This window comes from Streptomyces sp. NPDC107522 (assembly GCF_055657525.1).
In genome coordinates, this window is record NZ_JBVKAU010000001.1 from 661,796 (window position 1) to 683,967 (window position 22,172).

Annotated in this window: 23 protein-coding genes and 1 tRNA gene; 14 read left to right on the forward strand and 10 right to left on the reverse strand. The window is 71.7% G+C overall.

Translation table 11 applies throughout. The features are described from left to right. Window positions 1–19 precede the first annotated feature (19 nt). Genes ACZ7L6_RS02875 through ACZ7L6_RS02900 form a run of 6 tightly spaced genes read left to right on the forward strand, consistent with a single transcriptional unit; the run spans window position 20 to window position 6,264 of the window. Window positions 20–1,387: a M24 family metallopeptidase gene (locus ACZ7L6_RS02875; RefSeq protein ID WP_471920149.1), complete on the forward strand. Its 1,368-nt coding sequence runs from the start codon at window positions 20–22 to the stop codon at window positions 1,385–1,387. Beyond that, window positions 1,387–2,364, forward strand: a complete 978-nt coding sequence (locus tag ACZ7L6_RS02880) for a thiamine pyrophosphate-dependent dehydrogenase E1 component subunit alpha (RefSeq protein ID WP_471920150.1) — start codon at window positions 1,387–1,389, stop codon at window positions 2,362–2,364. The genes ACZ7L6_RS02875 and ACZ7L6_RS02880 overlap by 1 nt, the downstream gene beginning before the upstream one ends. Beyond that, on the forward strand, window positions 2,352–3,332 hold the full coding sequence (locus ACZ7L6_RS02885; RefSeq protein WP_471920151.1) for an alpha-ketoacid dehydrogenase subunit beta: 981 nt from the start codon (window positions 2,352–2,354) through the stop codon (window positions 3,330–3,332). The genes ACZ7L6_RS02880 and ACZ7L6_RS02885 overlap by 13 nt, the downstream gene beginning before the upstream one ends. Before the next feature lie 21 nt (window positions 3,333–3,353). Next, window positions 3,354–4,706 (forward strand): amidohydrolase family protein, encoded by a 1,353-nt coding sequence (locus ACZ7L6_RS02890; RefSeq protein ID WP_471920152.1) that lies wholly within the window; start codon window positions 3,354–3,356, stop codon window positions 4,704–4,706. After that, complete coding sequence (locus ACZ7L6_RS02895) at window positions 4,703–5,578, forward strand: cupin domain-containing protein (protein WP_471920153.1); 876 nt, start codon at window positions 4,703–4,705, stop codon at window positions 5,576–5,578. Before ACZ7L6_RS02890 ends, ACZ7L6_RS02895 begins: the two co-directional genes overlap by 4 nt. Continuing rightward, a complete protein-coding gene (locus tag ACZ7L6_RS02900; protein WP_471920154.1) occupies window positions 5,575–6,264 on the forward strand; it encodes an SDR family oxidoreductase in 690 nt (229 codons plus the stop codon). Before ACZ7L6_RS02895 ends, ACZ7L6_RS02900 begins: the two co-directional genes overlap by 4 nt. A 36-nt stretch (window positions 6,265–6,300) precedes the next feature. On the opposite strand, the gene ACZ7L6_RS02905 is transcribed toward ACZ7L6_RS02900, so the two are convergent. The 5 genes from ACZ7L6_RS02905 to ACZ7L6_RS02925 all read right to left on the reverse strand — a co-directional run bounded on the left by ACZ7L6_RS02905 (window position 6,301) and on the right by ACZ7L6_RS02925 (window position 9,602). After that, window positions 6,301–7,104 carry an SAM-dependent methyltransferase gene (locus ACZ7L6_RS02905; protein ID WP_471920155.1) on the reverse strand — a complete coding sequence of 268 codons (804 nt, stop codon included), beginning with the start codon at window positions 7,102–7,104 and terminating at the stop codon, window positions 6,301–6,303. Window positions 7,105–7,152: 48 nt separating this feature from the next. Further along, window positions 7,153–7,800, reverse strand: a complete 648-nt coding sequence (locus ACZ7L6_RS02910) for an HhH-GDP family DNA glycosylase (protein ID WP_471920156.1) — start codon at window positions 7,798–7,800, stop codon at window positions 7,153–7,155. Beyond that, entirely contained in the window at window positions 7,797–8,135 is a 339-nt protein-coding gene (locus ACZ7L6_RS02915; RefSeq protein ID WP_471920157.1) for a DUF3140 domain-containing protein, read from the reverse strand. Before ACZ7L6_RS02915 ends, ACZ7L6_RS02910 begins: the two co-directional genes overlap by 4 nt. A 65-nt stretch (window positions 8,136–8,200) precedes the next feature. Continuing rightward, window positions 8,201–8,683 (reverse strand): Dps family protein, encoded by a 483-nt coding sequence (locus ACZ7L6_RS02920; protein ID WP_471920158.1) that lies wholly within the window; start codon window positions 8,681–8,683, stop codon window positions 8,201–8,203. Between the two features lie 109 nt (window positions 8,684–8,792). Next, on the reverse strand, window positions 8,793–9,602 hold the full coding sequence (locus ACZ7L6_RS02925) for an alpha/beta hydrolase (protein WP_471920159.1): 810 nt from the start codon (window positions 9,600–9,602) through the stop codon (window positions 8,793–8,795). A gap of 167 nt (window positions 9,603–9,769) precedes the next feature. Between ACZ7L6_RS02925 and ACZ7L6_RS02930 the strand changes: the two genes are divergently transcribed. Together ACZ7L6_RS02930 and ACZ7L6_RS02935 are read left to right on the forward strand one after the other, a co-directional pair. Continuing rightward, window positions 9,770–10,957 (forward strand): thiolase family protein, encoded by a 1,188-nt coding sequence (locus tag ACZ7L6_RS02930; RefSeq protein ID WP_471920160.1) that lies wholly within the window; start codon window positions 9,770–9,772, stop codon window positions 10,955–10,957. 84 nt (window positions 10,958–11,041) lie between these two features. After that, window positions 11,042–11,815: a sulfite exporter TauE/SafE family protein gene (locus tag ACZ7L6_RS02935; RefSeq protein WP_471920161.1), complete on the forward strand. Its 774-nt coding sequence runs from the start codon at window positions 11,042–11,044 to the stop codon at window positions 11,813–11,815. Here ACZ7L6_RS02935 and ACZ7L6_RS02940 read toward each other — a convergent pair. Beyond that, window positions 11,801–12,610: an HAD-IIA family hydrolase gene (locus ACZ7L6_RS02940; RefSeq protein ID WP_471920162.1), complete on the reverse strand. Its 810-nt coding sequence runs from the start codon at window positions 12,608–12,610 to the stop codon at window positions 11,801–11,803. The genes ACZ7L6_RS02935 and ACZ7L6_RS02940 overlap by 15 nt on opposite strands. A gap of 34 nt (window positions 12,611–12,644) precedes the next feature. After that, window positions 12,645–14,111 (reverse strand): hypothetical protein, encoded by a 1,467-nt coding sequence (locus ACZ7L6_RS02945; protein WP_471920163.1) that lies wholly within the window; start codon window positions 14,109–14,111, stop codon window positions 12,645–12,647. 622 nt (window positions 14,112–14,733) lie between these two features. Here ACZ7L6_RS02945 and ACZ7L6_RS02950 point away from each other — a divergent pair. Next, window positions 14,734–15,483, forward strand: a complete 750-nt coding sequence (locus ACZ7L6_RS02950; protein WP_471920164.1) for a cobalt-precorrin-6A reductase — start codon at window positions 14,734–14,736, stop codon at window positions 15,481–15,483. On the opposite strand, the gene ACZ7L6_RS02955 is transcribed toward ACZ7L6_RS02950, so the two are convergent. The 3 genes from ACZ7L6_RS02955 to ACZ7L6_RS02965 all read right to left on the reverse strand — a co-directional run bounded on the left by ACZ7L6_RS02955 (window position 15,470) and on the right by ACZ7L6_RS02965 (window position 17,746). Continuing rightward, window positions 15,470–15,937, reverse strand: coding sequence for a hypothetical protein (locus ACZ7L6_RS02955; protein WP_471920165.1), 468 nt, complete (start codon window positions 15,935–15,937; stop codon window positions 15,470–15,472). The two genes, ACZ7L6_RS02950 and ACZ7L6_RS02955, sit on opposite strands and share 14 nt — an antisense overlap. 127 nt (window positions 15,938–16,064) lie before the next feature. Continuing rightward, window positions 16,065–16,838, reverse strand: a complete 774-nt coding sequence (cobF, locus tag ACZ7L6_RS02960; RefSeq protein WP_471920166.1) for a precorrin-6A synthase (deacetylating) — start codon at window positions 16,836–16,838, stop codon at window positions 16,065–16,067. 374 nt (window positions 16,839–17,212) lie between these two features. Further along, window positions 17,213–17,746 carry a DUF309 domain-containing protein gene (locus ACZ7L6_RS02965; protein WP_471920167.1) on the reverse strand — a complete coding sequence of 178 codons (534 nt, stop codon included), beginning with the start codon at window positions 17,744–17,746 and terminating at the stop codon, window positions 17,213–17,215. A 101-nt stretch (window positions 17,747–17,847) separates the two neighbouring features. On the opposite strand from ACZ7L6_RS02965, the gene ACZ7L6_RS02970 reads away from it, so the two are divergent. The 5 genes from ACZ7L6_RS02970 to ACZ7L6_RS02990 all read left to right on the forward strand — a co-directional run bounded on the left by ACZ7L6_RS02970 (window position 17,848) and on the right by ACZ7L6_RS02990 (window position 22,126). Further along, window positions 17,848–17,921 (forward strand) — tRNA-Pro (locus ACZ7L6_RS02970). A gap of 155 nt (window positions 17,922–18,076) precedes the next feature. Next, on the forward strand, window positions 18,077–18,994 hold the full coding sequence (locus ACZ7L6_RS02975) for an alpha/beta hydrolase (protein ID WP_471920168.1): 918 nt from the start codon (window positions 18,077–18,079) through the stop codon (window positions 18,992–18,994). 483 nt (window positions 18,995–19,477) lie between these two features. Next, window positions 19,478–20,140 carry an NUDIX domain-containing protein gene (locus ACZ7L6_RS02980; protein WP_471920169.1) on the forward strand — a complete coding sequence of 221 codons (663 nt, stop codon included), beginning with the start codon at window positions 19,478–19,480 and terminating at the stop codon, window positions 20,138–20,140. A gap of 112 nt (window positions 20,141–20,252) precedes the next feature. Next, window positions 20,253–21,239 (forward strand): aldo/keto reductase, encoded by a 987-nt coding sequence (locus ACZ7L6_RS02985; RefSeq protein WP_471920170.1) that lies wholly within the window; start codon window positions 20,253–20,255, stop codon window positions 21,237–21,239. A gap of 59 nt (window positions 21,240–21,298) precedes the next feature. After that, entirely contained in the window at window positions 21,299–22,126 is an 828-nt protein-coding gene (locus ACZ7L6_RS02990) for a DUF427 domain-containing protein (protein WP_471920171.1), read from the forward strand. The last annotated feature ends 46 nt before the right edge of the window (window positions 22,127–22,172 follow it).

Genomic DNA, 22,172 nt, shown 5'->3' on the forward strand with positions numbered 1-22,172 from the left:
CGAAGCGGGGGTGGTCGCCATGGCGATCCGCACATATGGACCCAACGCCGTCGACTGGGAAGAGCGCATCGACCTGGACCGGCTGCGCAGACAGCGCCTGGCCCGGCTGAACGAGACCCTGAACCGCTCCTCGCTGGGCGCCGTGCTCAGCTTCGACTTCGCCAACATCCGCTACATGACCGCCACGCACATCGGTACCTGGGCGATGGACAAGCTGATCCGCTTCGCCCTGCTGGTACGCGGCGCCGAACCGGTGGTCTGGGACTTCGGCTCCGCCGCCCGCCACCACCAGCTCTACAACCCGTGGCTCGACTACAGCGACGGCAAGGGCGGCCCGCCCACCGGCGCCCGGGCAGGGATATCCACTCTGCGCGGCGCCTTCCACCCGGACGCCGGGATCGCCGAGGACGTCGCCGCCAAGATCGCCACTGAGCTGCGCGAGCACGGACTCGCGGGCGAACCCGTCGGTATCGACGTCGCCGAGATGCCGATCCTCACCGCCCTGCGCGCCGAGGGCATCGAGGTCGTCGACGGACAGCAGGTCTTCCTGGAGGCCCGCCGCCTCAAGACCGGCGACGAGATCGCCCTGCTCACGCAGGCCTGCGCGATGGTCGACGCGGCGTACGAGGAGCTGTACGGCTACCTGCGGCCCGGCGTGCGTGAGAACGAGTGCGTCGGAGTCGTCAGCAAGGTGCTGTACGACCTCGGCAGCGAGTACGTCGAGGGCGTCAACGCGATCTCCGGCGAGCGCTGTTCACCGCACCCGCACGTCTACAGCGACCGCCTGATCCGCCCCGGCGACCCCGCCTTCTTCGACATCCTGCACAGCCACCTCGGCTACCGCACCTGCTACTACCGCACCTTCGCCGTGGGCAGCGCCTCCCGCGCCCAGCGCGACGCCTACGTCCGCTGCCGCGAGTACATGGACGAGGCGATCGCGCTTGTCCGACCCGGAGCCACCACCGCCGACATCGTCCAGGTCTGGCCCCGCGCCGAGGAGTTCGGCTTCGCCGACGAGACCGCCGCGTTCGCGTTGCAGTACGGCCACGGCGTCGGCCTGTCGATCTGGGAGAAGCCGATCTTCAGCCGGCTGGTCTCCCTCGACCACCCCGAAGTCCTCGAAGAGGGCATGGTGTTCGCCCTGGAGACCTACTGGCCCGCCGCCGACGGCTGGTCGGCGGCCCGTATCGAGGAGGAGGTCGTCGTCACCGCCGACGGCTGCGAGGTCATCACCAAGTTCCCCGCGGAGGAACTGCTGGTGGCGGGCCGCAAGTACTGGACGGTGGGCGGCGAGCTGAACACCCGGCGCGAGTCGCAGTCCCACCTCAACACGGGCCGCGCGTCACAAGCCGCTCTCCGCACCTCCCGTGGCAACGGGGCACGCTGATGGACCCGGCCGAACTCCTTGCCGCCTACGAGCAGATGGCCGTCATCCGCCGTACGGAGAAGGCCGCCCACGACCTGTTCCTGCAGGGCCTCGTCAAGGGCACCACCCACCTCGCCGCCGGACACGAGGCGATCGCCGTCGGAGCGAGCGCCGCCCTGCGCCCCGACGACTACGTCTTCGCCACCTACCGCGGCCACCACCACGCCATGGCGCGCGGCGCCACCCCGGAGGAGTGCCTGGCCGAGCTGATGAGCCGGGCCACCGGACTGTGCGGGGCCAAGGGCGGCTCCATGCACCTGACCAAGGCGTCCACCGGCATGCTCGGCTCGTACGCCATCGTCGGCGCCCACCTCCCGATGGCGGCCGGCGCGGCCTGGTCGGCCAAGCTGCGCGGCACCGGTCAGATCGCCGTCGCCTTCTTCGGTGACGGCGCCACCAACATCGGCGCCTTCCACGAGTCGCTCAACCTGGCCGCCGTATGGAAGCTGCCGGTGCTGTACGTCTGCGAGAACAACCTCTACATGGAGTACACGCCGATCGCCGACGTCACGGCGGTGCCCCGGCCCGCCGCCGACCGGGCGCCCGCGTACGGCATCCCCGGTGACGTCGTCGACGGCAACGACGTGGTCGCCGTACGGGAGGCAGTGGCGCGGCTCGCTCAGCGGGCCCGGGCGGGAGACGGGCCCGCGCTGCTGGAGGCGGAGACCTACCGCCACTTCGGGCACAGCCGCGCCGACCCGGCCACCTACCGTCCGGCCGAGGAGGTCGAACGCTGGCTGAAGCACGACCCGTTGGACGTGGCGCGCGGACGGCTCGCCGAGCTGGGAGTGCCGCCGGAGACGATCACCGAGGCCGACGAGCGTGCGAGTGCCGTCGTACGGGAGGCGGTCGAAGCCGCGAAGGGTGCCCCGCCGCCCGATCCGGGCCAGGCGCTGACCGACGTATGGGCGGACGGAGGTGCGGTGTGGCGGACGTGATCAGCTACCGGGAGGCGGTCGCCGAGGGCATCGCGCGGGAGATGCGGCGCGATCCGGCCGTGGTGTGCCTGGGTGAGGACATCGGTGAGGCGGGCGGGGTGTTCAAGACCACCGTGGGGCTGTTCAAGGAGTTCGGGCGCGAGCGGGTGTGGGACACGCCCATCTCCGAGCAGGCCATCGTGGGGGCCGCGATGGGCGCTGCGATGACCGGGATGCGGCCGGTCGCCGAGATCATGTTCTCCGACTTCCTGGCCTGTTGCTGGGACTACCTCGCCAACGAGATCCCGAAGGTGCGGTACATGACGGGCGGTCAGGTCACCGTCCCGCTCGTCGTGCGCACCGCCAACGGCGGCGGGCTCGGCTTCGGCGCCCAGCACTCCCAGGCCACCGAGAACTGGGCGTTCACCGTGCCCGGCCTGAAGATCGCGGCACCCTCGACGCCCGCCGACGTGATCGGCATGATGGCGGCGTCGATCCGCAGCGACGACCCGGTCGTCTTCTTCGAGCACAAGGCGCTGCTCGCCACCAAGGGCACGCCCCCGCCGCCGGACCACGTCGTCGAACTCGGCCGAGCCGCCGTCGTCCGCGAGGGCACCGACGTCACCCTCGTTGCCCTCGCCTCGATGGTGCCGCTCGCGCTGAAGGCCGCCGAGGTCCTGGCCGGCGAGGGCATCGAGGCGGAGGTCGTCGACCTGCGCTGCCTCGTGCCGCTGGACATGAGCACCGTGCTGGCCTCGCTCGGCAGGACCTCGCGGCTCGTCACCGTGGAGGAGAACCCGTACCAGGGCGGCTGGGGCGGCACGCTCGTCTCGATCGTCGCCGACGAGGGGTTCGGCCTGCTGGACGCGCCGGTGAGGCGGGTGGCGGGGGAGTGTGTGCCGCTGCCGTTCGCCGACGCCCTGGAAGAGGAGGTCATCCCCACCGTCGACAAGGTCGTGGCGACCGTCCGGAGTCTCGCCGCGTACTGAACACCCCTGGGAGGTAGAACGATGACCCGTCGGATACTCCTGCGCGGCGGTCATGTGCTGTCGCTCGACCCCGCCATCGGGGACCTGCCCCAAGGGGACGTCCTCATCGAGGACGGCGCGATCGCGGCCGTGGACCGGGAGATCAGCGCCGACGCCGAAGTGCTCGACATGACCGGCCGGATCGTGATCCCCGGCTTCGTCGACACCCACCGTCACACGTGGGAGGCGCCGATCCGCAACGTCGCCCCGGACGCCACCCTCGACGACTACTTCGTCGACATCCTCGACACCTTCGCGCCGCTCTACACCCCCGAGGACGTGTACGCGGGCAACCTCGCGGGCTCGCTGGAGTGCCTGAACGCCGGCATCACGACCCTCGTCGACTGGTCCCACATCAACAACACACCGGAGCACCCGGACGCCGCGATCCAGGCCCTGAAGGAGACCGGCATCCGCGCCCAGTACGCGTACGGCAGCGCCAACACCTCGCTCGCCGACTACTGGTTCGACAGCAAGATCGCCATCCCCGGCGACGACGTACGGCGGATCCGCACCAAGTACTTCTCCTCCGACGACGGCCTGCTCACCATGGCCCTCGCCACCCGCGGCCCCGGCTTCTGCACCAACGACGTCGTCACCTCCGAATGGGCCCTCGCCCGCGAGCTCGGCATCCCGGTCACCGTGCATGTGGCCATGGGACGTCTCGCCGGCCGCTTCGGCATGGTCAAGCAGCTGAACGACCTCGGTCTGCTCGGCCCGGACACCACCTACATCCACTGCTGCTACTTCCACGAGGACGAGTGGCAGATGGTCGCCGACAGCGGCGGTACGGTGTCGATCGCGCCGCAGGTCGAGGTGCAGATGGGGCACGGATGGCCGCCCGTGATGAAGGCCATCGAGTACGGACTGCGGCCCTCGCTCAGCATCGACGTCGTCACCACCGTGCCCGGCGACATGTTCACCCAGATCCGCGCGGCCTTCGGCGCCGAGCGCGCCCGCGTCAACGCAGACTGCTGGAAAGCCAACCTCCCCGTGCCCGACACCATGTTGACGGCACGTCAGATGCTGGAGATCGCCACGGTGAACGGCGCGCATGTCGCGGGCGTCGAGGACCGCACCGGCTCCCTGACCCCCGGCAAGCGTGCGGACGTCGTTGCGATCGACGCCACCGCGCTCAACGTCGCCCCGGTCCACGACGCGGCTGCCGCGGTGACACTGTCGGCCGACGTCTCCAACGTCGACACGGTCATCGTCGACGGCGTGATCCGCAAGCGCGACGGGAAGCTCGTGGCCGACGTCGACCGGGCCCGGCGCCTGGTTCAGGAGTCCCGCGACCGGCTCCTGGCGGCGAAGGAGGCAAGGAGCGCGCCATGACCCGACACCTGGTGCGCCGGGCCGCCGACGTCCCGGAGCCGCCGTACGACGAACTCGGGTACCGGCGGCGGACGTTGGTCGGGGAGGACGACGGCAGCGTGCACACCGGCTTCGAGCTGTGCGGGATACGGCCCGACGGCCGGGTCCCCGCCCATGTGCACTCGTACGAGGAGAGCTTCCATGTGCTCTACGGAGCGGTGATCCTCGATGTGCCCGAGGGGTCGTACCTGCTCGAAGAGGGCGACTACGGCCTCCTCCCGACGGGCGTCCCGCACGCCTGGCGCGGTGCCGGGGACATCGCCGGCCGCTGGGCCGACATGCTCGCCCCCGTGCCGCGGGCCCGCTACGGGTACGACACCCAGGCGGTGCCGGAGCTGCCTGTCTCGGATCCCGTTCGCATCGACGTCCGCGACCCGCGCACCCGGTCCTTCGGCCACTTCGAAGCCGCACAGATGGACCCCGGCAAGCAGTCCCAGGACCTGCTCGCGGTGTCGGCGAGCATGCGGACCGCGCTGCTCGTGTACAGCGGGATCACCGTGAAGATGATGGTCGACGGCGACCTCGGCGCGGTCGCCTCGACGATGTTCATGGTGCAGTACGCCCCCGACGGCGTCGCCGGCTCGCACGACCACCCCTTCGAGGAGACGTACCTGATCCTCGAAGGGTTCGTGGACGCCGCCTTCGACGGGGAGCGGTACCGGCTGGGGCCGGGCGACCTGGCCTGGGCGGGCGCGGGTTGCGTGCACCGGTTCGCCAACGCCGGTCAGGGGCCGGTGCGGTGGCTGGAGACACAGGCACCGCAGCCGCCGGCACGCCACTCCTACCGGTTCACGCGGGACTGGGAGTACCTGAGGGAGGTCCTGGAGCCATGAGCAGTGTTCTCGTCGTGGGCGGCACGTCCGGGATCGGCCTCGAGTTCGCCCGGATGCGGGCCGGGCGCGGGGATGACGTCGTCCTGACCGGCCGCGACGCCAACCGCGCCGACACGGTCGCCAAGGAGATCGGTGCCCGCGGACTCGCCCTCGACCTCGGCCGGCCGAAGGAGATCGGCGCCGCGCTGGCCGGCGTCGGGTCGCTCGACCACCTGGTGATCGCGGGTGTCTCCCGCGACGACAACAAGGTCACCGAGTACGACATCGACGCCGCGCTGAGGCTCGTCACCCTCAAACTCGTCGGCTACACCGAGGTCGTCCACGCGCTCCACGACCGGCTCCACGCCGACAGCGCCATCGTGCTGTTCGGCGGACAGGCCAAGGAACGGCCCTACCCGGGCGCCACGACGGTGGCGACGGTCAACGCCGGCGTCGGAGGCCTGGTGAACACCCTCGCCGTCGAACTCGCGCCGATCCGGGTGAACGCCGTCCACCCGGGCGTCGTCGGGGACAGCCCCTACTGGCAGACCAAGCCGGAGAAGGTCCTCGCCACTCTGCGCACCGAGACCCCCACAGGGCGGCTGGCCACCATGGCCGACGTGGTCGACGCCGTGGACTTCCTGCTGCGCAACGGGTCGGTCAACGCCGTCGAACTCAACGTGGACGGTGGATGGTTGCTCGGCTGAGCGAGGGTGCCGGTAGGGGGCGATGGTGGGCGCGGATCAGGGCTTGACGCCGACCGCGCCGTACAGCGACACGGGTTCCTTCGCGTCTTGCTCGTCCGCGGAAGGCCGCCAGTCCGACAGGGAGACGATCCCCGGTTCCAGCAGGTCGAGTCCCTCGAAGAACCGGCCCATTTCGGCGCGCGAACGTGCCACGAGCGTCACCCCGCCCGCCCGGTAGGCAGCGATGCCCCGGCTCACGTTCTCCGGGTCGAAGTCCGCCGTCATCGCCGACAGCACCAGACAGCTGCCCGGCGCCAGCGCGCCGACCAGCGTGTCCACGAGCTCGGGGGCGCCGTCGTCGTCCGCGATGAAATGCAGGAGCGCGATCAGCGAGAGCGCGACTGGCCGGTCGAAGTCGAGGACGGACGCTGTCCGTTCGAGAATCCGCTCCGGCTCGCGTGCGTCGGCCTGCACATACTCGGTCACGCCCTCCTCAGTGCCGCGCAGCAGGGCCGCCGCATGGGCGAGGACGATCGGGTCGTTGTCGACGTACACCACGCGTGCGTCCGGGACGACGGACTGGGCGATCTGGTGCAGGTTGGGCTCGGTCGGGATGCCGGAACCGATGTCGAGGAACTGGCGGATCCCCGTCTCCCGGACGACCGTCCGCGTGGCCCGCTCCATGAACCGGCGGTTGGCCCGCGCGTGCCGTGGAGCGTCCCCCTGCATCGCCGTGATCTGCCGGCCGAGCGCCTCGTCCACGGGGTAGTTGTCCTTGCCGCCCAGGAACCAGTCGTACACCCGGGCCGGGTGCGGCCTGCTCGTGTCGATACGCGGAACGGCCGGCTCGGTCCCGGTCACGCAGGCCTCCTCTGCTCGGCAACGGCGTGCGCGAGCAGTCTTTCACGATCATGCGGCCCGGCGGAGGCTGTCTTCGGTCACCTCCTTGTCGAGCGAGGCCCGCACCAACGCGGCGGCGAGCACGGCCGGTTCGCTCTCCTTCGCGAGCTTCACCAGCTTCTGCGGGTCCTTCGGCAGACCGAGCCGCTGCGCGCCCGAGAGCGCCTTGTCGTCGAGGTAGGGCGCCACTTCCGGCCAGACCCGCTGGACCTCGCGCAGGAAGATGTCGGCACCGGACGGGCCCACGCCGGGGAACTCCTGGAGCAGGCGGCGAAGTTCGGCGACGTCACCGTCCGCTTCGTGTCGCAGGCGGCGCAGATCGCCGCCCCAGCGGTCGGTCAACAGCTCGGCGGCGTCGCCGAGTTGCGTGGCGGTGCGCTCGTCGTAACGCCGGTAGCCGCCGCGTCCCAGCGCGTCCACCCGCTCCTGCCAGTCGGCGGCGGCCATGCGGCGCGGATCGCGCATCCCCGCCTCGTACAGTTCACGGGCGGTGTCGAGCGCGATCGAGCCGCGGATCCGGGCGCTGAGGAGATGCGCGAGGACCAGCAGCCGGTACAGCGGCTGCGGGGTGTCCTTCAGCCTGATGCCCGCCTCCTCGGCGAACGTCTGCCCGTGCGCGGCGACGAGCTCCCGCACCAGGCGCTTGTCGTCGGTCATGGCGATGCCTTGAGCGGATCGTGCCCGAGGGGCATCAGCCGATGCCGGAGCTTCGTGTCCTCGGCCTCCGGCTCGTTCTCCACGTCGACCTGCGAGGTGACCGTGTCCACGACCTTCCGCATCACGCGGACGTCGTCGTCGGTCAGGTCCATCTTGCGTTTCTGCAGGATCGACAGGACGTGCTGCCCGGTGGGCGAGCCCGGCTGCTCCGGCAGCGGCTCCGTCTCCTCGTCGGAGTACCGGACCCGCAGCCAGGCGGCCAGCTCCACCGAGGTCATGTTCACCACGCGGTGGAAGTCGTCCCACAGCGCGTCGAGTTCGAGGGCGTCGGTCATGAAGGTGCCCCTTCTCTCAGTAGGGGAAGCGCGGGCGCTCGCGGTACGGGAAAGTACGCGCGGCGTCACTCGTCACGCGGCCAGTTCTCCGCGTCGAACATCCACCGCTGCTTCTCCAGCTCGCTCGTGATGCCGATCAGCAGGTCCTGCGTCACCGGGTCCGGCTCGGCGGTCGCGTCGATCCGTTCGCGCAGCCGCTCGATGGCGGATGCCAGGGCGTCCACGACCAGCTGGACGACCTCCGTGTCGCGCAGCCAGCCCTCCTTCGGGCCGGGCAGCGTGTACGCCGCGGCGACGGTCTCGGGCCGGCCGTCGGGCGGCAGACCGAGCGCCGCGGAGCGTTCCGCGACCGTGTCGGCGTACGAGCGGGCCACCGACACCACCTCGTCGAGCTGGAGATGGATCGAGCGGAACCGCGGGCCCACGATGTTCCAGTGCGCCTGCTTCCCGATCAGCGAGAGCCCGAGAAGATCGACGAGCGTGCTCTGCAGGGCCTCCCCGGCGACGCGGCGAGCCGGTTCGGGGAGCGTGCTCCTGACCACGGTCATACGGTGCTCCTCCTTCTGGCGTTGGTTGCCGGTAGGGAGCGGTGCGGCGCGGCAACCGCTCCACGCGGGCGCGGGTGCCCAGGGCGAATGGGCGCAAACGTGACGTGTCTCAGCGTGCGAACACGTCGTCCAGAAAGCGGATCAGGTCGGCGAAGACGTCCGCCTTGTTCGTCTCGTGGAACACCTCGTGCCGGGCCCCGGCGTACACGCGCCGGGTCACCTCGTCTCCGCGCAGCTCCTCGATGCCGGTCCGGCTGCCGGACAGCGGGACCAGCCGGTCGTCGTCGCCGTGCAGCCACAGCAGCGGCACGGGCCCGATGCCACCACCCTTGGACACGGTGTCCAGCATCCGGGCGAACGCCTCGACGGTCGGCCGTTTCATCGGGCCGTGCCAGACCAGCGGATCCGCCGTGTACGCGGCGCCCACCTCGGGATCCCCGGAAAGCGCGGTCGGGCTGATGGGCGTGTCGGGGATCTCGTCCAGGGCGAGCAGCCGCCGGGGCAGTGCCCAGTCGCCGATCACGGGCCCGGACAGCACCAGGGCGGCGAGTTCGTCGCCGTGGAGCTGCGCGTAGCGGGCCGCGATCAGGCCGCCCATCGAGTGCCCGATCATGACGACCGGTACGTCCGGATGCGCCGCCCGGGCGAGGTCGGCCGCCGCGTGCACATCGGCGACCACGTCCTCGAAGTCCTCGATCACCACGCGTTCCCCCGCCGACCTCCCGTGCCCGACGTGATCGGGCCCGAACACGGCCGCACCGTGCCGGCCCAGGACCTCCGCGACCCCGGCGTACCGGCCTGCGTGCTCCCCGTACCCGTGCACCACGAGCGCGAGGTAGCGGGGTCGCGGGTTCGGCCATTCGCGTACGACGATGGATGCCCGGCTTCCGTCGAGGACGTGCTCGCGGGTGTCGGCCATGGGTCCTCCGGCTGTGTCGGTGAGCTGCGTCGGTGACTGTGCGTTGAGCTGCGTCGGTGAAGGGTCCCGGGGATCTTCCCAGGGCGCGGCGGGTCGGTCTATAGTCCAAAACTAGCGGTGCTAATTAATACGGTGTCGATCCATACTGCCCGGTCAGGAGACCTGTCGTGCGTCCCGTCCACTTCGCGGCCGCCCGCCGCACCCCCATCGGCAAACTCCGCGGAGCGCTGTCGTCGGTACGGCCCGACGACCTCGCCGCCGCCGTGATCCGGGGTCTCGTCGCGGATGTCCCCGCGCTGGACCCGGCGCGTATCGACGACGTCTACTGGGGCGCCGCCAACCAGGCCGGCGAGGACAACCGCAACGTCGCCCGCATGGCCGCGCTGCTCGCCGGCCTGCCCGAGTCGGTCCCCGGCGCCACGGTCAACCGCCTGTGCGCGTCCGGCCTCGAAGCCGTCACGACCGCCGCCCGCACCATCGCCGCGGGCGAGGCCGACATCGTGCTCGCCGGCGGCTCCGAGTCCATGAGCCGCGCCCCCTTCGTCCTGCCCCGCCCCGACGAGGCGCTGCCCCACCGCATCGAGACCGCCGACACCCGGCTCGGCTGGCGCCTGGTCAACCCGGCGATGAAGGAGCTGCACGGCCTGCTGTCCATGGGCGAGACGGCCGAGGAGGTCGCCGAGCGGTACGGCGTCCCGCGCGAGCGGCAGGACGAGTTCGCGCTGCGCAGCCACCAACGCGCCGCCGACGCCCGCAAGAACGGCCACTTCGACGACGAACTCCTGCCGGTCGAGCGCCCGGACGGGGTGCTGGTCGACCGCGACGAGTGCGTCCGCGAGGACACGTCGTACGAGAAGCTGTCCCGGCTGAAGCCGGTCTTCCGTAAGGACGGGACCGTCACCGCGGGGAACGCCTCGCCGATGAACGACGGCGCGGCCGGACTGCTCCTGGTCAGCGAGGAAGCCCTGAACGCGCTGGGCCTGGAGTCCCTCGGCCGCTACGTCGCCGGCGCCTCGGCCGGCGTCCACCCCGACGTGATGGGCATCGGCCCGGTCCCCGCCACCCGCAAGGCCCTCGCCCGCGCCGACTGGACGATCGCCGACATCCAGGAGGCCGAGTTCAACGAGGCGTTCGCGGCCCAGGCCCTCGCGTGCGTGGACGAGCTCGGCATCGATCCCGAGCTGGTCAACCCGAGCGGAGGCGCGATCGCGCTGGGCCATCCGCTGGGCTGCTCGGGCGCGCGGATCCTGACGACGCTGCTGCATCGGATGCGCCGGACCGGGGCTGAGCGGGGGCTGGCCACGATGTGTGTGGGTGTGGGGCAGGGGAGTGCGGTCCTGGTGGAGCGGCACTAGCAATCTCCATCTGGCGAGCAATCTCCCACCTGGCGAGACGGTCCTTACCCCTACAGGTTGTCCGGACATACCATCGGTCTCCGCATGGACACGATGACGCTCTGGCACATAACCGGTTGGGAGTTCGCCGCGCTCGCCTTCGCGGCGCTGCTCGTCGGCTTCTCGAAGACCGCCGTGAGCGGGGCCAACACGGTCAGCCTCGCGATCTTCGCCGCCGTACTGCCCGCCCGCGCCTCCACCGGCGTGCTGCTGCCGGTCCTGATCGCCGGGGACGTACTCGCCGTCCTCACCTACCGACGGCACGCCCACTGGCCCACGCTGTGGCGGCTGTTCCCCGCGGTCGCGGCCGGCGTCGTCTTCGGCACCCTGTTCCTGGTGTGGGCGGACGACGGGATCGTCCGCACGTCGATCGGCGCGATCCTGCTGCTGATGGCGGGCGTGACGGTGTGGCGCCGCCGCACGGCCGGGAAAGAGGACGAACCGGAGTCGGTCACCAGCCGCGCCGGCCGGGTCAAGGCCCGCTCGTACGGCGTCCTCGGCGGCTTCACGACGATGGTCGCCAACGCGGGCGGCCCCGTGATGTCGATGTACCTCCTGTCGGCCGGCTTCCGAAAGCTCGGCTTCCTCGGGACCTCCGCCTTCTTCTTCCTGATCGTCAACGTCTCCAAGGTGCCCTTCAGCGCCGGCCTCGGCCTGATCGACGCCTCCTCACTGCTGCTCGACGCCGCACTCGTGGTGTTCGTCGTGCCCGGCGCGTTCCTCGGCACCTGGGCCGTGAACCGCATCAACCAGCGGCTGTTCGAGCAGCTCGTGATCGCGGCGACGGTCGTCGGCGGCCTGCAGCTACTGCTGCGCTGACTCCGGCAGGTCCGCCAGCAGGGCGGGCAGATCGGCGAAGGAGTCGATCACATGGTCCGGGGCGCCGCTCGTGGCCCGATGGGTCTCCGGCAGGTACTTGCCCGTCCTGACCAGCACCCCCCTGACACCGGCCCGCTGTGCCGCCAGCACATCGGACTCGATGTCGTCACCGACCATCACCGCCTCCCCCGCACCCACCCCCACATGAGCCAGCGCGGCCTCGAAGAACGCGGCCGACGGCTTCCCCGTGATCTCCGCCTCCACCCGCGCGGCCTTCTCCAGACCGACCAGGAAGGCCCCGGTGTCGAGCTGCAGCCCCTGATCCGTACGCCAGTACAGGTTCCGGTGCATGGCGACCAGCCGAGCCCCGCGCTGCACCTGCCCGAAGGCCCGGTTGAGCGCCGCGTAGTCGAACTCGGGACCGGCACCCCCGACGATCACGACGTCCGGAGCGGCGTCCCCCGCGTCCTCCTGCACGAGAGTGACGCCGCCCAGATCCTCGGCGATGTCCCCGCTGTTCAGCAGCGCACACCGCGCCCCCGGACAGTGCTCGGCGAGATACGCGGCGGTGACGGCGGGCGCGGTCAGGATGTCCTCGGCGGACACCGGGAACCCCGCCTCCGACAGCACCCCGGCGATCGACGCCCGCGTCCGCGACGTCGTGTTCGTGACCAGCGCGACCCCGAGCCCCGCCGCGCGGATCTCCCGCGACGCCTCGACCGCACCGGGCAGCGGCTGCCACGAGACGGTGAGGACCCCGTCGATGTCGATCAGGGCGGCACGTACGGATCCCATGCGAGGGACGATAGTCACCGATCGGCGGCGCCGCTCAGGGAGCGATCCCGACATCCTCGATCCTGCTCCACGCCTGCTCCTGAGCCGCCGTCATGGCGGGCCACCGCAGCCCGCCCGGCCGCGCCTCGACCCGCGAGGCGTACGACGGCAGGTGGTACTCCGGGTCGTAGAAGCAACCGGTGCCATACGTACGGTCGAACGCCGCGCACGAGGCCGCGATCGACCGGACCGTGGGCCGCTCACCCGTGCGCACCCACGACTCCAGCGCCGCCATGGAAGCGGCGTACTCGGCGTCGCTCATCGCACTGTGCTCACGCTCCCGAGTGAACGTCTGCACCAGGTACTCGTCCCGGCCGGCCCCGCGCAGGGTGTCCCGGTACGCCGCCTCGTGCTCCACGAACGCCGTCGGGTCGTCGATCGCGCGCAGCGTGAGCACCGGGACCGAGACCTTGCCCGTGAGGTCGCTGTCGTAGGACAGATCGCGTACGGCCGTCGGGTCCGGGGCGAACCGCTCGACGCCCGCGTTGAGCGCCTCGTCGTCATGCGACCCGGAGTACCGGACGCCCTGGTTGCCGAACGGGTTCCGGCCCCCGAGACGGCGGTGCACGATGTCCCGGAAGGTGAACGTCGCCCACCGCAGATGCGACTCCAGCGTGCGCGCCGGGATCTTCGTCACCGCCAGGATGTCGTCGAGATTGCGCTGCTGCCGCGCGGTCCGCTTCTCGGGCTCCGACGCGTACCCGGTGCACTCCTGCAGCCGGGCGCGCAGCCCGTCGGTCGTCATGGTCGAGTCGGCGCGCAGCCCCTGCCACAGCGGGTACTGCGGCTCTGACCGGCGGGGGTGGTTGCGGCAGTAGTACTGGTAGACGACGCGCAGGTCGACGCGGTAGTCGTAGCCGCGCGAGCCACCGGCGAGGACGCCGTTGGTGAGCAGCGCCCCGTCGTACGTCCCCTGCTGCCTGCCATAGGTCTCCACGACCTTCGCGGCGACGTTCCCGCCCCACGACTGGCCGTGCACATACGTCCGCCGTGGCGTGCCGAACTCGTCGACGAACAGCCGGCGCACGCTCTCGGTGTCGGCGGCGGCCATCCGCGTCCCGTAGCCGCCCCGGCGGTACGACGAACCCGCCCAGGCGTAGCCCTCCTTCACCATGACCGTCCAGCGGCCGAGATCGTCGAGGCTGCGGGCGGGGTCGGAGTCCGGGCCGAGGTCGGGCCCGCCGTGAGCGTGCACGACGAGGGAACCGTTCCAGTCCTCGGGCACGGCCATCGCATAGTAGGCACCGTTGGAGTCGCGGCCGGTGTAGCAGTCGGCCTCACCCGCCAGATCGGCCGGGCACTCGGCGCGCGTCGGTCCCGCCGTCTCCCCCCGGGCGTTCGAGGCACCGACGAGGATGCCGACGGTGAGGACTCCGGCCAGCACCGCGGCCAGCGCCGTACGCCGCTGCGCGGACGGCGGAACGGACCTGCGGATCAGTACGTGCGTTCTCGTCCAGTCCAAGACGCTGCTCCTCGTTCTCGTCGGCGCGTCGTCGAGCCGTGCGCCGCGATGCTAGGGAGGGACGGGGCGGGGAGCCACAGTCTGATCGTTGTGTTCATAGTGGTCGCAGGGCCGGTCCGGGGCGGCAACAGGACGCGCGTTCCGGGCATCGCCAGGCTCGCTTCGGGCACCGGCACCCGCAAGTCGGACGCCGCCGTTCGGGCCTGCGGACCGATTGCTCTGCTGCCTGCCATGTGGCCCGCGGACCGTCGTCCTGCTCGCTGCCATGAGGGCCTGCGGGCCCATTGCTCTGCTGCCTGCCATCCGGGCCCGCGGACAACCGCCTTGCTCCCTGCCGTGCAACTGCCATGCGGGCCTGCGGTCCATCGCCCTGTTCTCTGCCATGCGGGCCTGCGGACCATCGCCCTGTTCCCTGCCATGCGGCCTGCGGACCCATCGCTCTGCAACTGCCATGCGGGCCTGCGGACCATCGCCCTGTTCCCTGCCATGCGGCCTGCGGACCCATCGCCGTGCTCCCTGCTATCCGGGACCGCAGACCACCGCCCCGGCAGCCCACCGCCCCGTCCCCCGCCATGCCGACCCACCACCCTGCTGCCCGCGACGCACCTCGTACGCTCGCCCCATGTCCCCCCGCCACATCCTGATCCTCGGTGGCACCACCGAGGCCCGCGAACTCGCCGCCGCACTCGCGGCGCACCCCGGCGTCCGCGTGACGACCTCCCTCGCGGGGCGCGTGTCACGGCCGGGCGCGGTCGAGGGGGACCTGCGCATCGGCGGCTTCGGCGGAGCGGAGGGCCTGGCGGACTGGCTGCGCGCCGAGCACGTCGACACCGTCGTCGACGCCACGCACCCCTTCGCGCAGTCGATCACGGCGAACGCGGTCCGCGCCGCGCGGGCGACCGGGGCGCCGGCGGTGGTCCTGCGCCGCCCGGGCTGGCGACCGGGCCCCGAGGACCGCTGGCACGAGGTCGCTTCGCTCGACGAGGCCGCGGCCCTGCTGCCGAGCCTCGGCCACCGCGTCCTCCTGACCACCGGCCGCCTGGGCCTCGCGGCCTTCGCTCATCTGGCGGACCTGCACTTCGTCGCCCGCTCCGTCGAACCGCCCGAGCCGCCGATGCCACCGCACACCGAAGTGGTCCTGGCCCGAGGCCCGTTCACCGTGGCCGACGAGACGGCACTCCTGCGTCAGCACCGCATCGACGTCCTGGTGACCAAGGACAGCGGCGGAGCGGCGACCTCCGCCAAACTCACGGCCGCCCGCCGACTCACTCTCCCGGTCGTGGTCGTACGACGTCCCCCGCTTCCGGAGGGGGTGGACGCGGTGCCGGACGTGGCGGGAGTGGTGGCGCGGCTCGGCCTCATCGATCCGTGACGACGGAGGCGCGGATGCGGTCGATGGCGTGCAGCACCTCGTCGCGGTTCTTGGCGCACTTGATCCAGGCGGGCAGACGGGCGACGTAGGTCATCTTCGGGCCATGCTCGTACCAGGGCGGCCGCTCCCGCAGCGATGCGGCCACGAACCGCCTGAGCAGGTCAAGGTGTTCGAGGTTGTAGGCCCACACCACTCCGTGCCTGGTTTCGCTCCGCAAGTACAGAACCGGGTGGACGCCCCGTCCCCCGGCCCCCCGTGAGTCCCGCGCCAGCCCACAGGCCCCGCAGACCAGACGCCGCCGCGGGTACGACGCGCCGTGCGCGTCCGGGGCGACGGCGGGCCGCCTCTCGTAGCAGGCCATTTCCTCGCAGCGTGGGCAGCGTACGAGGATCGAGTCGGTGAACTCGTGCAGGTGGCTGAGAGGATCGCGGAAACGCACCGGCGCGGTGGACATGCGGCGAGTATCACGGCGTACCGCCGCACGCCGCACCCGGTTTTCGGCGCGGCCGGCTCAGCACTGAGCCGGCCGACCTGGGCACCCGGGGGCTCCCGCTCCCGGGACTGCCCGCCTGCCGGTCCCTCTACCGCTCCTTCGGGTTCCGGCGCAGCAGATACGTGTCCATGATCCAGCCCTTGCGCTCCCGGGCCTCCGCGCGCAGCCGCTCGATGCGGGGCGCGGCCTCGGAGATCGGGCCCGAGGCGAGGAGCTCGTCCGGGGTGCCCAGGTACGCGCCCCAGTAGATGTCGATGTCCTGGTCGGCGTACTGCCGGAAGGCCTGGTGGGCGTCGAGCATCACGACCACGTCGTCCACGCCCTCCGGGAAGCCCTCGGCCAGCCGCCGGCCGGTGGTGATCTGCACGGGCCGGGCCACCCGGTTGAGCCCCGTCCGATGCCGGGCGACCAGCGCCGAGACACTGCTGATGCCGGGCACGACGTCGTACTCGAAGGCCACCGCGCCCTTGTCCAGGACCTCCTCCAGGATCCCCAACGTGCTGTCGTACAGCGCGGGATCACCCCACACCAGGAACGCGCCCGTCTCGTCCTCGCCCAGCTCCTCGGCGATCAGTCGCTCGTAGATCCCCGCGCGGGCACTGCGCCAGTCCCCGACGGCGGGGGAGTAGGCGGCACCTCCCGCGGACCGGTCCCGCTCCGGATCGCGCGCCTCCACGACCCGATACGTCCCCTCCGGTACGTGCGCGTCCAGCATGTCCCGGCGCAGCTGCGTGAGGTCCGACTTCACCTCGCCCTTGTCGAGGATGAAGAACACGTCCGTACTCCGCAGCGCCCTGACGGCCTGCAGCGTCAGCTGCTCGGGGTCGCCCGCGCCGATACCGATGACATGAATCTTTCGCACGCCCCGAGTCTGCCGTACGGCACTGACAGCGGGGCCACCGCGTCCCAGGTCGAGCAGGCCCGAGCGCGCACGGCCGCCTTGCCGAGAGCGGCCGCACCGGCGACGTCCCGCGGCCTTGGCGGACTCCGTGGGTGGGCTCGCGGGTGGCTGCGTGGGTGATGACCTGGCAGGGCCGGGCGGCGGCGAGCGCCGTGGTGCGGCGGAGGCCGAGACGCCGGGACGTCCGCGCCGACCGGCTTCGCCTCCGCAGTTGGGGCGCTGGGACTTCCCCCCGTATTCGGCTTCGCGTCCGCAGCCGCCTCGCCGGGACGTCCGCGCCGTATCCGGCTTGGCGTCCGCAGTTGTGGTGTCGGTACTTCCCGCCGCACCCGGCCTCACCTCCGCAGCCGTGGCGCCCGCGCCCCCGCGTCCACGGCCCCGGCGCCCCCCTCCACCCCCTCCGCCAGTGCTCGCGCCCACCCGGCGAGCCCGGCCAGGTCCATCCCGTACGGCCGCGGGCGTCCCGACACCGACGCCCACTCCTCGACCGCCCCGGCCCCGCGCCGCAGCAGCCGCGCCCCGCCCGTCACGTTGCCCCGGGCCGCGTGAGTGAGTCCCACCGCGAGCTGGGCGAGGCCCCGCCACAGGGCCCGCTCCTCCTCCGGCCCCGACTTCCAGGCGTCCTCGAAAACCTCGTGCGCGTGGAAGGGCTTCCCCGCGTCGAGCAGCCCCTGTGCTTCCGTGACGCTCTGCTCGGGCGTGCGTACGACCCCCTCGGGCTGCCGTTCCACACCCTCCGAGCCGTACGGCAGGGGTCGCCCGAGCCCGTCCCGCGGCCGGGCGTTGCGCGCCCGCCCCTCGTCGTCCCGGTCCCGCGCACCGGCTGACCGCCCTGAAGATGAGGATGAGGATGAGGATGAGGTGCCCATACGTCGATTGTCCCGCCCTGCCCCGGCCCTCTTCGAAGCGCCCCACGACGTGCGGTAAAGTGCTCCTCGCGCGATCACGCGGTTCACCGCGCGAGACGCATCGGGACGTGGCGCAGCTTGGTAGCGCACTTGACTGGGGGTCAAGGGGTCGCAGGTTCAAATCCTGTCGTCCCGACGGTGCGAAGGGTCTTCGCAGGCGAAAGCCTGCGAGGGCCCTTTTTCGTTCAGCCCTCCTGCTGTGTTGCGCGCCCTTGCTGTGTTGCGCGCCGCCCCGCGGCCCCGGAGGCTGGGGGGGATCCCGGCACGTCGGGTGAGGAGAAGGGACACACCGTGCACGAGGCGCCGTCGGTCGACGTCCGCAGCAGGACCGGAGCGATGTCTCCCGGCGTCCGGACCATCGCCCTGGACGGCGCCGGCGTCACCCTGTCCGGTCTGCTCGCCGAGCCCGCGCACGGGGCGCCGCGTGCCGTCGTGGTCGCGCTGCACGGAGGCGGCATGCGTGCCGGCTACTTCGACAGCCGGGTCCACCCGGACCTGTCCCTGCTCACCCTGGGCGCACGACTCGGCTTCACGGTGCTCGCCCTGGACCGTCCGGGCTACGGCCTCTCGGCCACCCGGCTCCCGGACGGGCAGACTCTCACCGACCAGGCGGAGACGGTGAGTTCCGCACTGGTGGCTTTCGCCGAGCGACACCCGACGGGGGCCGGTGTCCTGCTGCTCGGCCACTCCTTCGGCGGCAAACTCGCCCTGCGGATCGCCGCCGAGGACGCCGTCGCCGACCTGCTCGCCGTGGACGTCTCCGGCTGCGGCCACCGCTTCGCCGTCGACCCCGGCAGCGTCCACCAGCGACCAGGGATGAGCCAGGTGCGTCTCAACTGGGGCCCGCTGTCCCTGTACCCGCCCGGCACCTTCGAGGCCGCCGGTGCCCTGGCGGGCGCGCTGCCGCGCCTGGAAGCGAAGGACGCGCGGGACTGGCCGCGGGTGTGCCACGCGCTGCTGCCGCGGATCCGCGTGCCGGTGCGGCTGACGTTCGCCGAGCACGAGGCCTGGTGGCGGCAGACCGATGCCGATCTCGCGGAGCTCGCCGCACTGCTGAGCGCCGCGCCCCGCGCCCGTGTGGAACGTCTGCCGGACGCCGGCCACAACATCAGCCTCGGCCGGACGGCCCGCGCCTACCACCTGCGCGTGCTCGCCTTCCTCGAAGAGACGCTGCACGCCGACGGGCGTGGTGCGGCACGCCCGGCATGAGCTGCGTCCGGACCTCTCCGGGGCACGCCTCGACGACCACCACCACCTGCCGCCCCGCTGCAGCCGCGCCTCGCCGCGCGCCGTCCGATGCCGCAGGTGGCACCGGTGACCCACACCGTCTTGGCCGGGCCCCCCCGGGGCCCGTGCTCGATCGAGCGGGCTCGGACCCGCTACGGAGAGGGCGGGATAGGGGGCGAGCCCGCCCCCTGCCTGCTTCAACTGCTCGGCGTGGACGGCCGGATACCGTCGCGCGATCGCCGTTGTGATGGTCGACGGCACGGGCCTGCAGTGGTCCGGCCGGCCGGTTGGCCGGCGACGGCGAACGGCCCCCGCCCCCGCCGGGACCGCCCGCCGGGCCAGGCCCCGCTCCTGCGGGATGTCGGCCGGACGCCCGCACCGTCACCCGTCCCGCGCGACGCACCCCGCCCCGAAATGGTAGAAGCGGCCCATGACCAACTCGCTCATCAACCCGGCCGGCACCCGATGACCGCCGGCATCGACACCCCCGACCGCCGCGGCCGCACCGGACTCGACCAGGCCGGCCGGAACCTGACCGGCAACCCCCGCGTCAAGGTGCGGGACGTGGAACTGCTCTCCAGCCACTGGTACGTCGAGCGCGCCACCACCTTCGACTTCCAGCACGCCGACGGCACCTGGAGCACCCAGCAGCGCGAGACGCACGACCGCGGCAACGGGGCCACCATGCTGCTGTACGACGCCGACCGCGAAACTGTCCTGCTCACACGCCAGTTCCGCTTCCCGGTGTACGTCAACGGCCACCCCGACGGCATGCTCGTCGAGACGCCGGGCGGGCTGCTCGACGACGATGACGAGCACCCGGAGATCGCCGTTCGGCGCGAGGTGGTGGAGGAGACCGGCCACACCATCGGCGAGGTCCAGCACGTCTTCGACGTCTACATGAGCCCGGGCTCGGTCACCGAACGCGTCAGTTTCTACGCCGCGGCCTACGGGCCCTCGACCCGGACGCACGAGGGCGGCGGCCTGGGCGAGGAGGGCGAGGACATCGAGATCCTCGAACTGCCCTTCCGCAGGGCCCTGGAGATGATCCGCACCGGGGAGATCGCCGACGCGAAGACCATCATGCTGCTGCAATGGGCCGCGCTGGAGGGGCCGTTCGCCAAGTGACCCACAACTGACCCAAGTTGGCGCTCGAACCCCCTTGCCTTGAAGTGCGCTTCAAGATGAAGACTCCCGTTCGTGCCCCGAGGGCGGGCGCGCGAACGGGAGGGACTCATCCATGAAGTACCGCACCATCGGCACCGACCCGGAGAACCGCCGCGAGGTCAGCGTCCTCGCGCTCGGCGCGATGCTGTTCGGCTCGCGCACCGACGAGGCGACCTCCTTCGCCGTCCTCGACCGCTATGTCGAGGCCGGCGGGAACTTCATCGACACGTCCGACAACTACGCCTTCTGGATCGACGGCGGCCAGGGCGGCCAGAGCGAGGAACTGCTCGGCCGCTGGCGGCGCAGCCGCGGCATCGGCGACGAGATCGTCCTCGCGACCAAGCTCGGCGCCCGCCCCCTCGCGCCCGGCACCAGCTACGTCGACAACGCCGAGGGCTTGTCGGCGAAGGTGATCCGCGAGTCCGCCGAGCGCAGCCGCGACCGGCTCGGCGTGGGGAAGCTGGATCTGCTCTACGCCCACATCGAGGACCAGAAGGTTCCGCTGCGGGAAACCGTCGAAGGGTTCGCCGAGCTGGTCGCCGAGGGCACCGTCGGTCTCCTCGGCGTCAGCAACCACGCGACCTGGCGCGTCGAGCGGGCCCGCGCCCTCGCCGCCGCGGCCGGGCTGCCCGGCTACGAGGTGCTCCAGTACGCCCACAGCCACCTGCGGCCCCGCTACGACGTACCCGACGCACCTCTGTTCCCCGACGGCAGCCTCGGCCACGCCGGCCCCGACCTGCTGAGCTATCTGCGGGCCGAGCCCGGCCTGACCCTGGTCGCCTACTCGCCGCTGCTCAAGGGCGCCTACACCCACCCGGACCGGCTGCCCGGCGACTTCGACCACCCGGGCACCCCGGCCCGCCTGAAGGTGCTGCGCGAGGTCGCCCAGGAGACCGGTGCCACCGTCAACCAGGTCGTCCTGGCCTGGCAGATGGGCGGAGCGCTGCCGATCATCCCGCTCGTCGGGGCGTCGTCCGTCGCGCAGCTGGAGGAGAGCCTGGCCGCCGTCGACCTGGAGCTCATCCCGGAGCAGCGGGCCCGGCTCGACTCCGTCCACTGACCGCGCCGGTCGCCGGGCTCCGCAGTAGGCTCCCCGAAGGAGCCGAAGGAGAGTGGGCCATGCCTCTGTTCCCCACCGAGTGGTCCGTCCGTACGACCCCCGAAGGCCTCCTGTGGGAGCCCAGCGAGCGCTGGGTACGGGGCCGTAAGGGCGGTGTCACCGTCGTCGACAGCCGGCATCCCGTGCTCGTCTGGGAGCCCGGCGTGCCCGTGCCGCTGTACGCGTTCCCACGGGAGGAGGTCCGCACGGATCTCCTCCACCCGGCCAAGAACCCGCCGACCGGTGCGCACAACGGATCACAGACCTTCTACGACCTCGAGGTCGACGGAGAGACCGTGGCGAACGCGGCCTGGACGTTCCCCGCCGACGACCTGGCCGGACACATCGCCTTCGAGTGGTTCCGGCACTGGGACAGCGGACTCGACCGCTGGTACGAGGAGGAGGAAGAGATCTTCATCCACCCCCGCGACCCGCACAAACGGGTGGACGCCATGCCCAGCAGCCGCCACGTCCAGGTGGAGATCGCCGGCACGGTCGTCGCGGACACCCACCGGCCGGTGCTGCTGTTCGAGACCGGGCTGCCGACGCGGTACTACATCCCCCGCGAGGACGTCCGGCTCGACCTGTTCGAACCCACCGACCACCGCACCGGGTGCCCGTACAAGGGCACGGCCCGGTACTGGACCTGGCGCGGCGATGACGAGGTCCCGCGCAACATCGTCTGGAGCTACGCCGAGCCGCTGCCCGCGGTGGGTGCCGTCAAGGGGCTGCTGGCCTTCTACAACGAGGTCGTTGACCTCACCCTCGACGGTGAGCCGCTGGAGCGGCCGGTCACCCCCTTCAGCGAGGCACTCTCGGTCCGGCGAACCGGTCGTGATCCGGCGTGAGACCGTCGAGCAGTGCATCCAGTCCTGTGGCCGCCCCTTGCCTGGT

What these genes read in the sequence shown, in the direction of transcription:
- ACZ7L6_RS02875 (WP_471920149.1), top strand. Translation starts at nt 20, where the DNA reads ATGGCGATCCGCACATATGGACCCAACGCCGTCGACTGGGAAGAGCGC.
- ACZ7L6_RS02880 (WP_471920150.1), top strand. Translation starts at nt 1,387, where the DNA reads ATGGACCCGGCCGAACTCCTTGCCGCCTACGAGCAGATGGCCGTCATC.
- ACZ7L6_RS02890 (WP_471920152.1), top strand. Translation starts at nt 3,354, where the DNA reads ATGACCCGTCGGATACTCCTGCGCGGCGGTCATGTGCTGTCGCTCGAC.
- ACZ7L6_RS02895 (WP_471920153.1), top strand. Translation starts at nt 4,703, where the DNA reads ATGACCCGACACCTGGTGCGCCGGGCCGCCGACGTCCCGGAGCCGCCG.
- ACZ7L6_RS02900 (WP_471920154.1), top strand. Translation starts at nt 5,575, where the DNA reads ATGAGCAGTGTTCTCGTCGTGGGCGGCACGTCCGGGATCGGCCTCGAG.
- ACZ7L6_RS02910 (WP_471920156.1), bottom strand. Translation starts at nt 7,800, where the DNA reads ATGACCGACGACAAGCGCCTGGTGCGGGAGCTCGTCGCCGCGCACGGG.
- ACZ7L6_RS02915 (WP_471920157.1), bottom strand. Translation starts at nt 8,135, where the DNA reads ATGACCGACGCCCTCGAACTCGACGCGCTGTGGGACGACTTCCACCGC.
- ACZ7L6_RS02920 (WP_471920158.1), bottom strand. Translation starts at nt 8,683, where the DNA reads ATGACCGTGGTCAGGAGCACGCTCCCCGAACCGGCTCGCCGCGTCGCC.
- ACZ7L6_RS02925 (WP_471920159.1), bottom strand. Translation starts at nt 9,602, where the DNA reads ATGGCCGACACCCGCGAGCACGTCCTCGACGGAAGCCGGGCATCCATC.
- ACZ7L6_RS02935 (WP_471920161.1), top strand. Translation starts at nt 11,042, where the DNA reads ATGGACACGATGACGCTCTGGCACATAACCGGTTGGGAGTTCGCCGCG.
- ACZ7L6_RS02940 (WP_471920162.1), bottom strand. Translation starts at nt 12,610, where the DNA reads ATGGGATCCGTACGTGCCGCCCTGATCGACATCGACGGGGTCCTCACC.
- ACZ7L6_RS02950 (WP_471920164.1), top strand. Translation starts at nt 14,734, where the DNA reads ATGTCCCCCCGCCACATCCTGATCCTCGGTGGCACCACCGAGGCCCGC.
- ACZ7L6_RS02955 (WP_471920165.1), bottom strand. Translation starts at nt 15,937, where the DNA reads ATGTCCACCGCGCCGGTGCGTTTCCGCGATCCTCTCAGCCACCTGCAC.
- ACZ7L6_RS02965 (WP_471920167.1), bottom strand. Translation starts at nt 17,746, where the DNA reads ATGGGCACCTCATCCTCATCCTCATCCTCATCTTCAGGGCGGTCAGCC.
- ACZ7L6_RS02980 (WP_471920169.1), top strand. Translation starts at nt 19,478, where the DNA reads ATGACCGCCGGCATCGACACCCCCGACCGCCGCGGCCGCACCGGACTC.
- ACZ7L6_RS02985 (WP_471920170.1), top strand. Translation starts at nt 20,253, where the DNA reads ATGAAGTACCGCACCATCGGCACCGACCCGGAGAACCGCCGCGAGGTC.
- ACZ7L6_RS02990 (WP_471920171.1), top strand. Translation starts at nt 21,299, where the DNA reads ATGCCTCTGTTCCCCACCGAGTGGTCCGTCCGTACGACCCCCGAAGGC.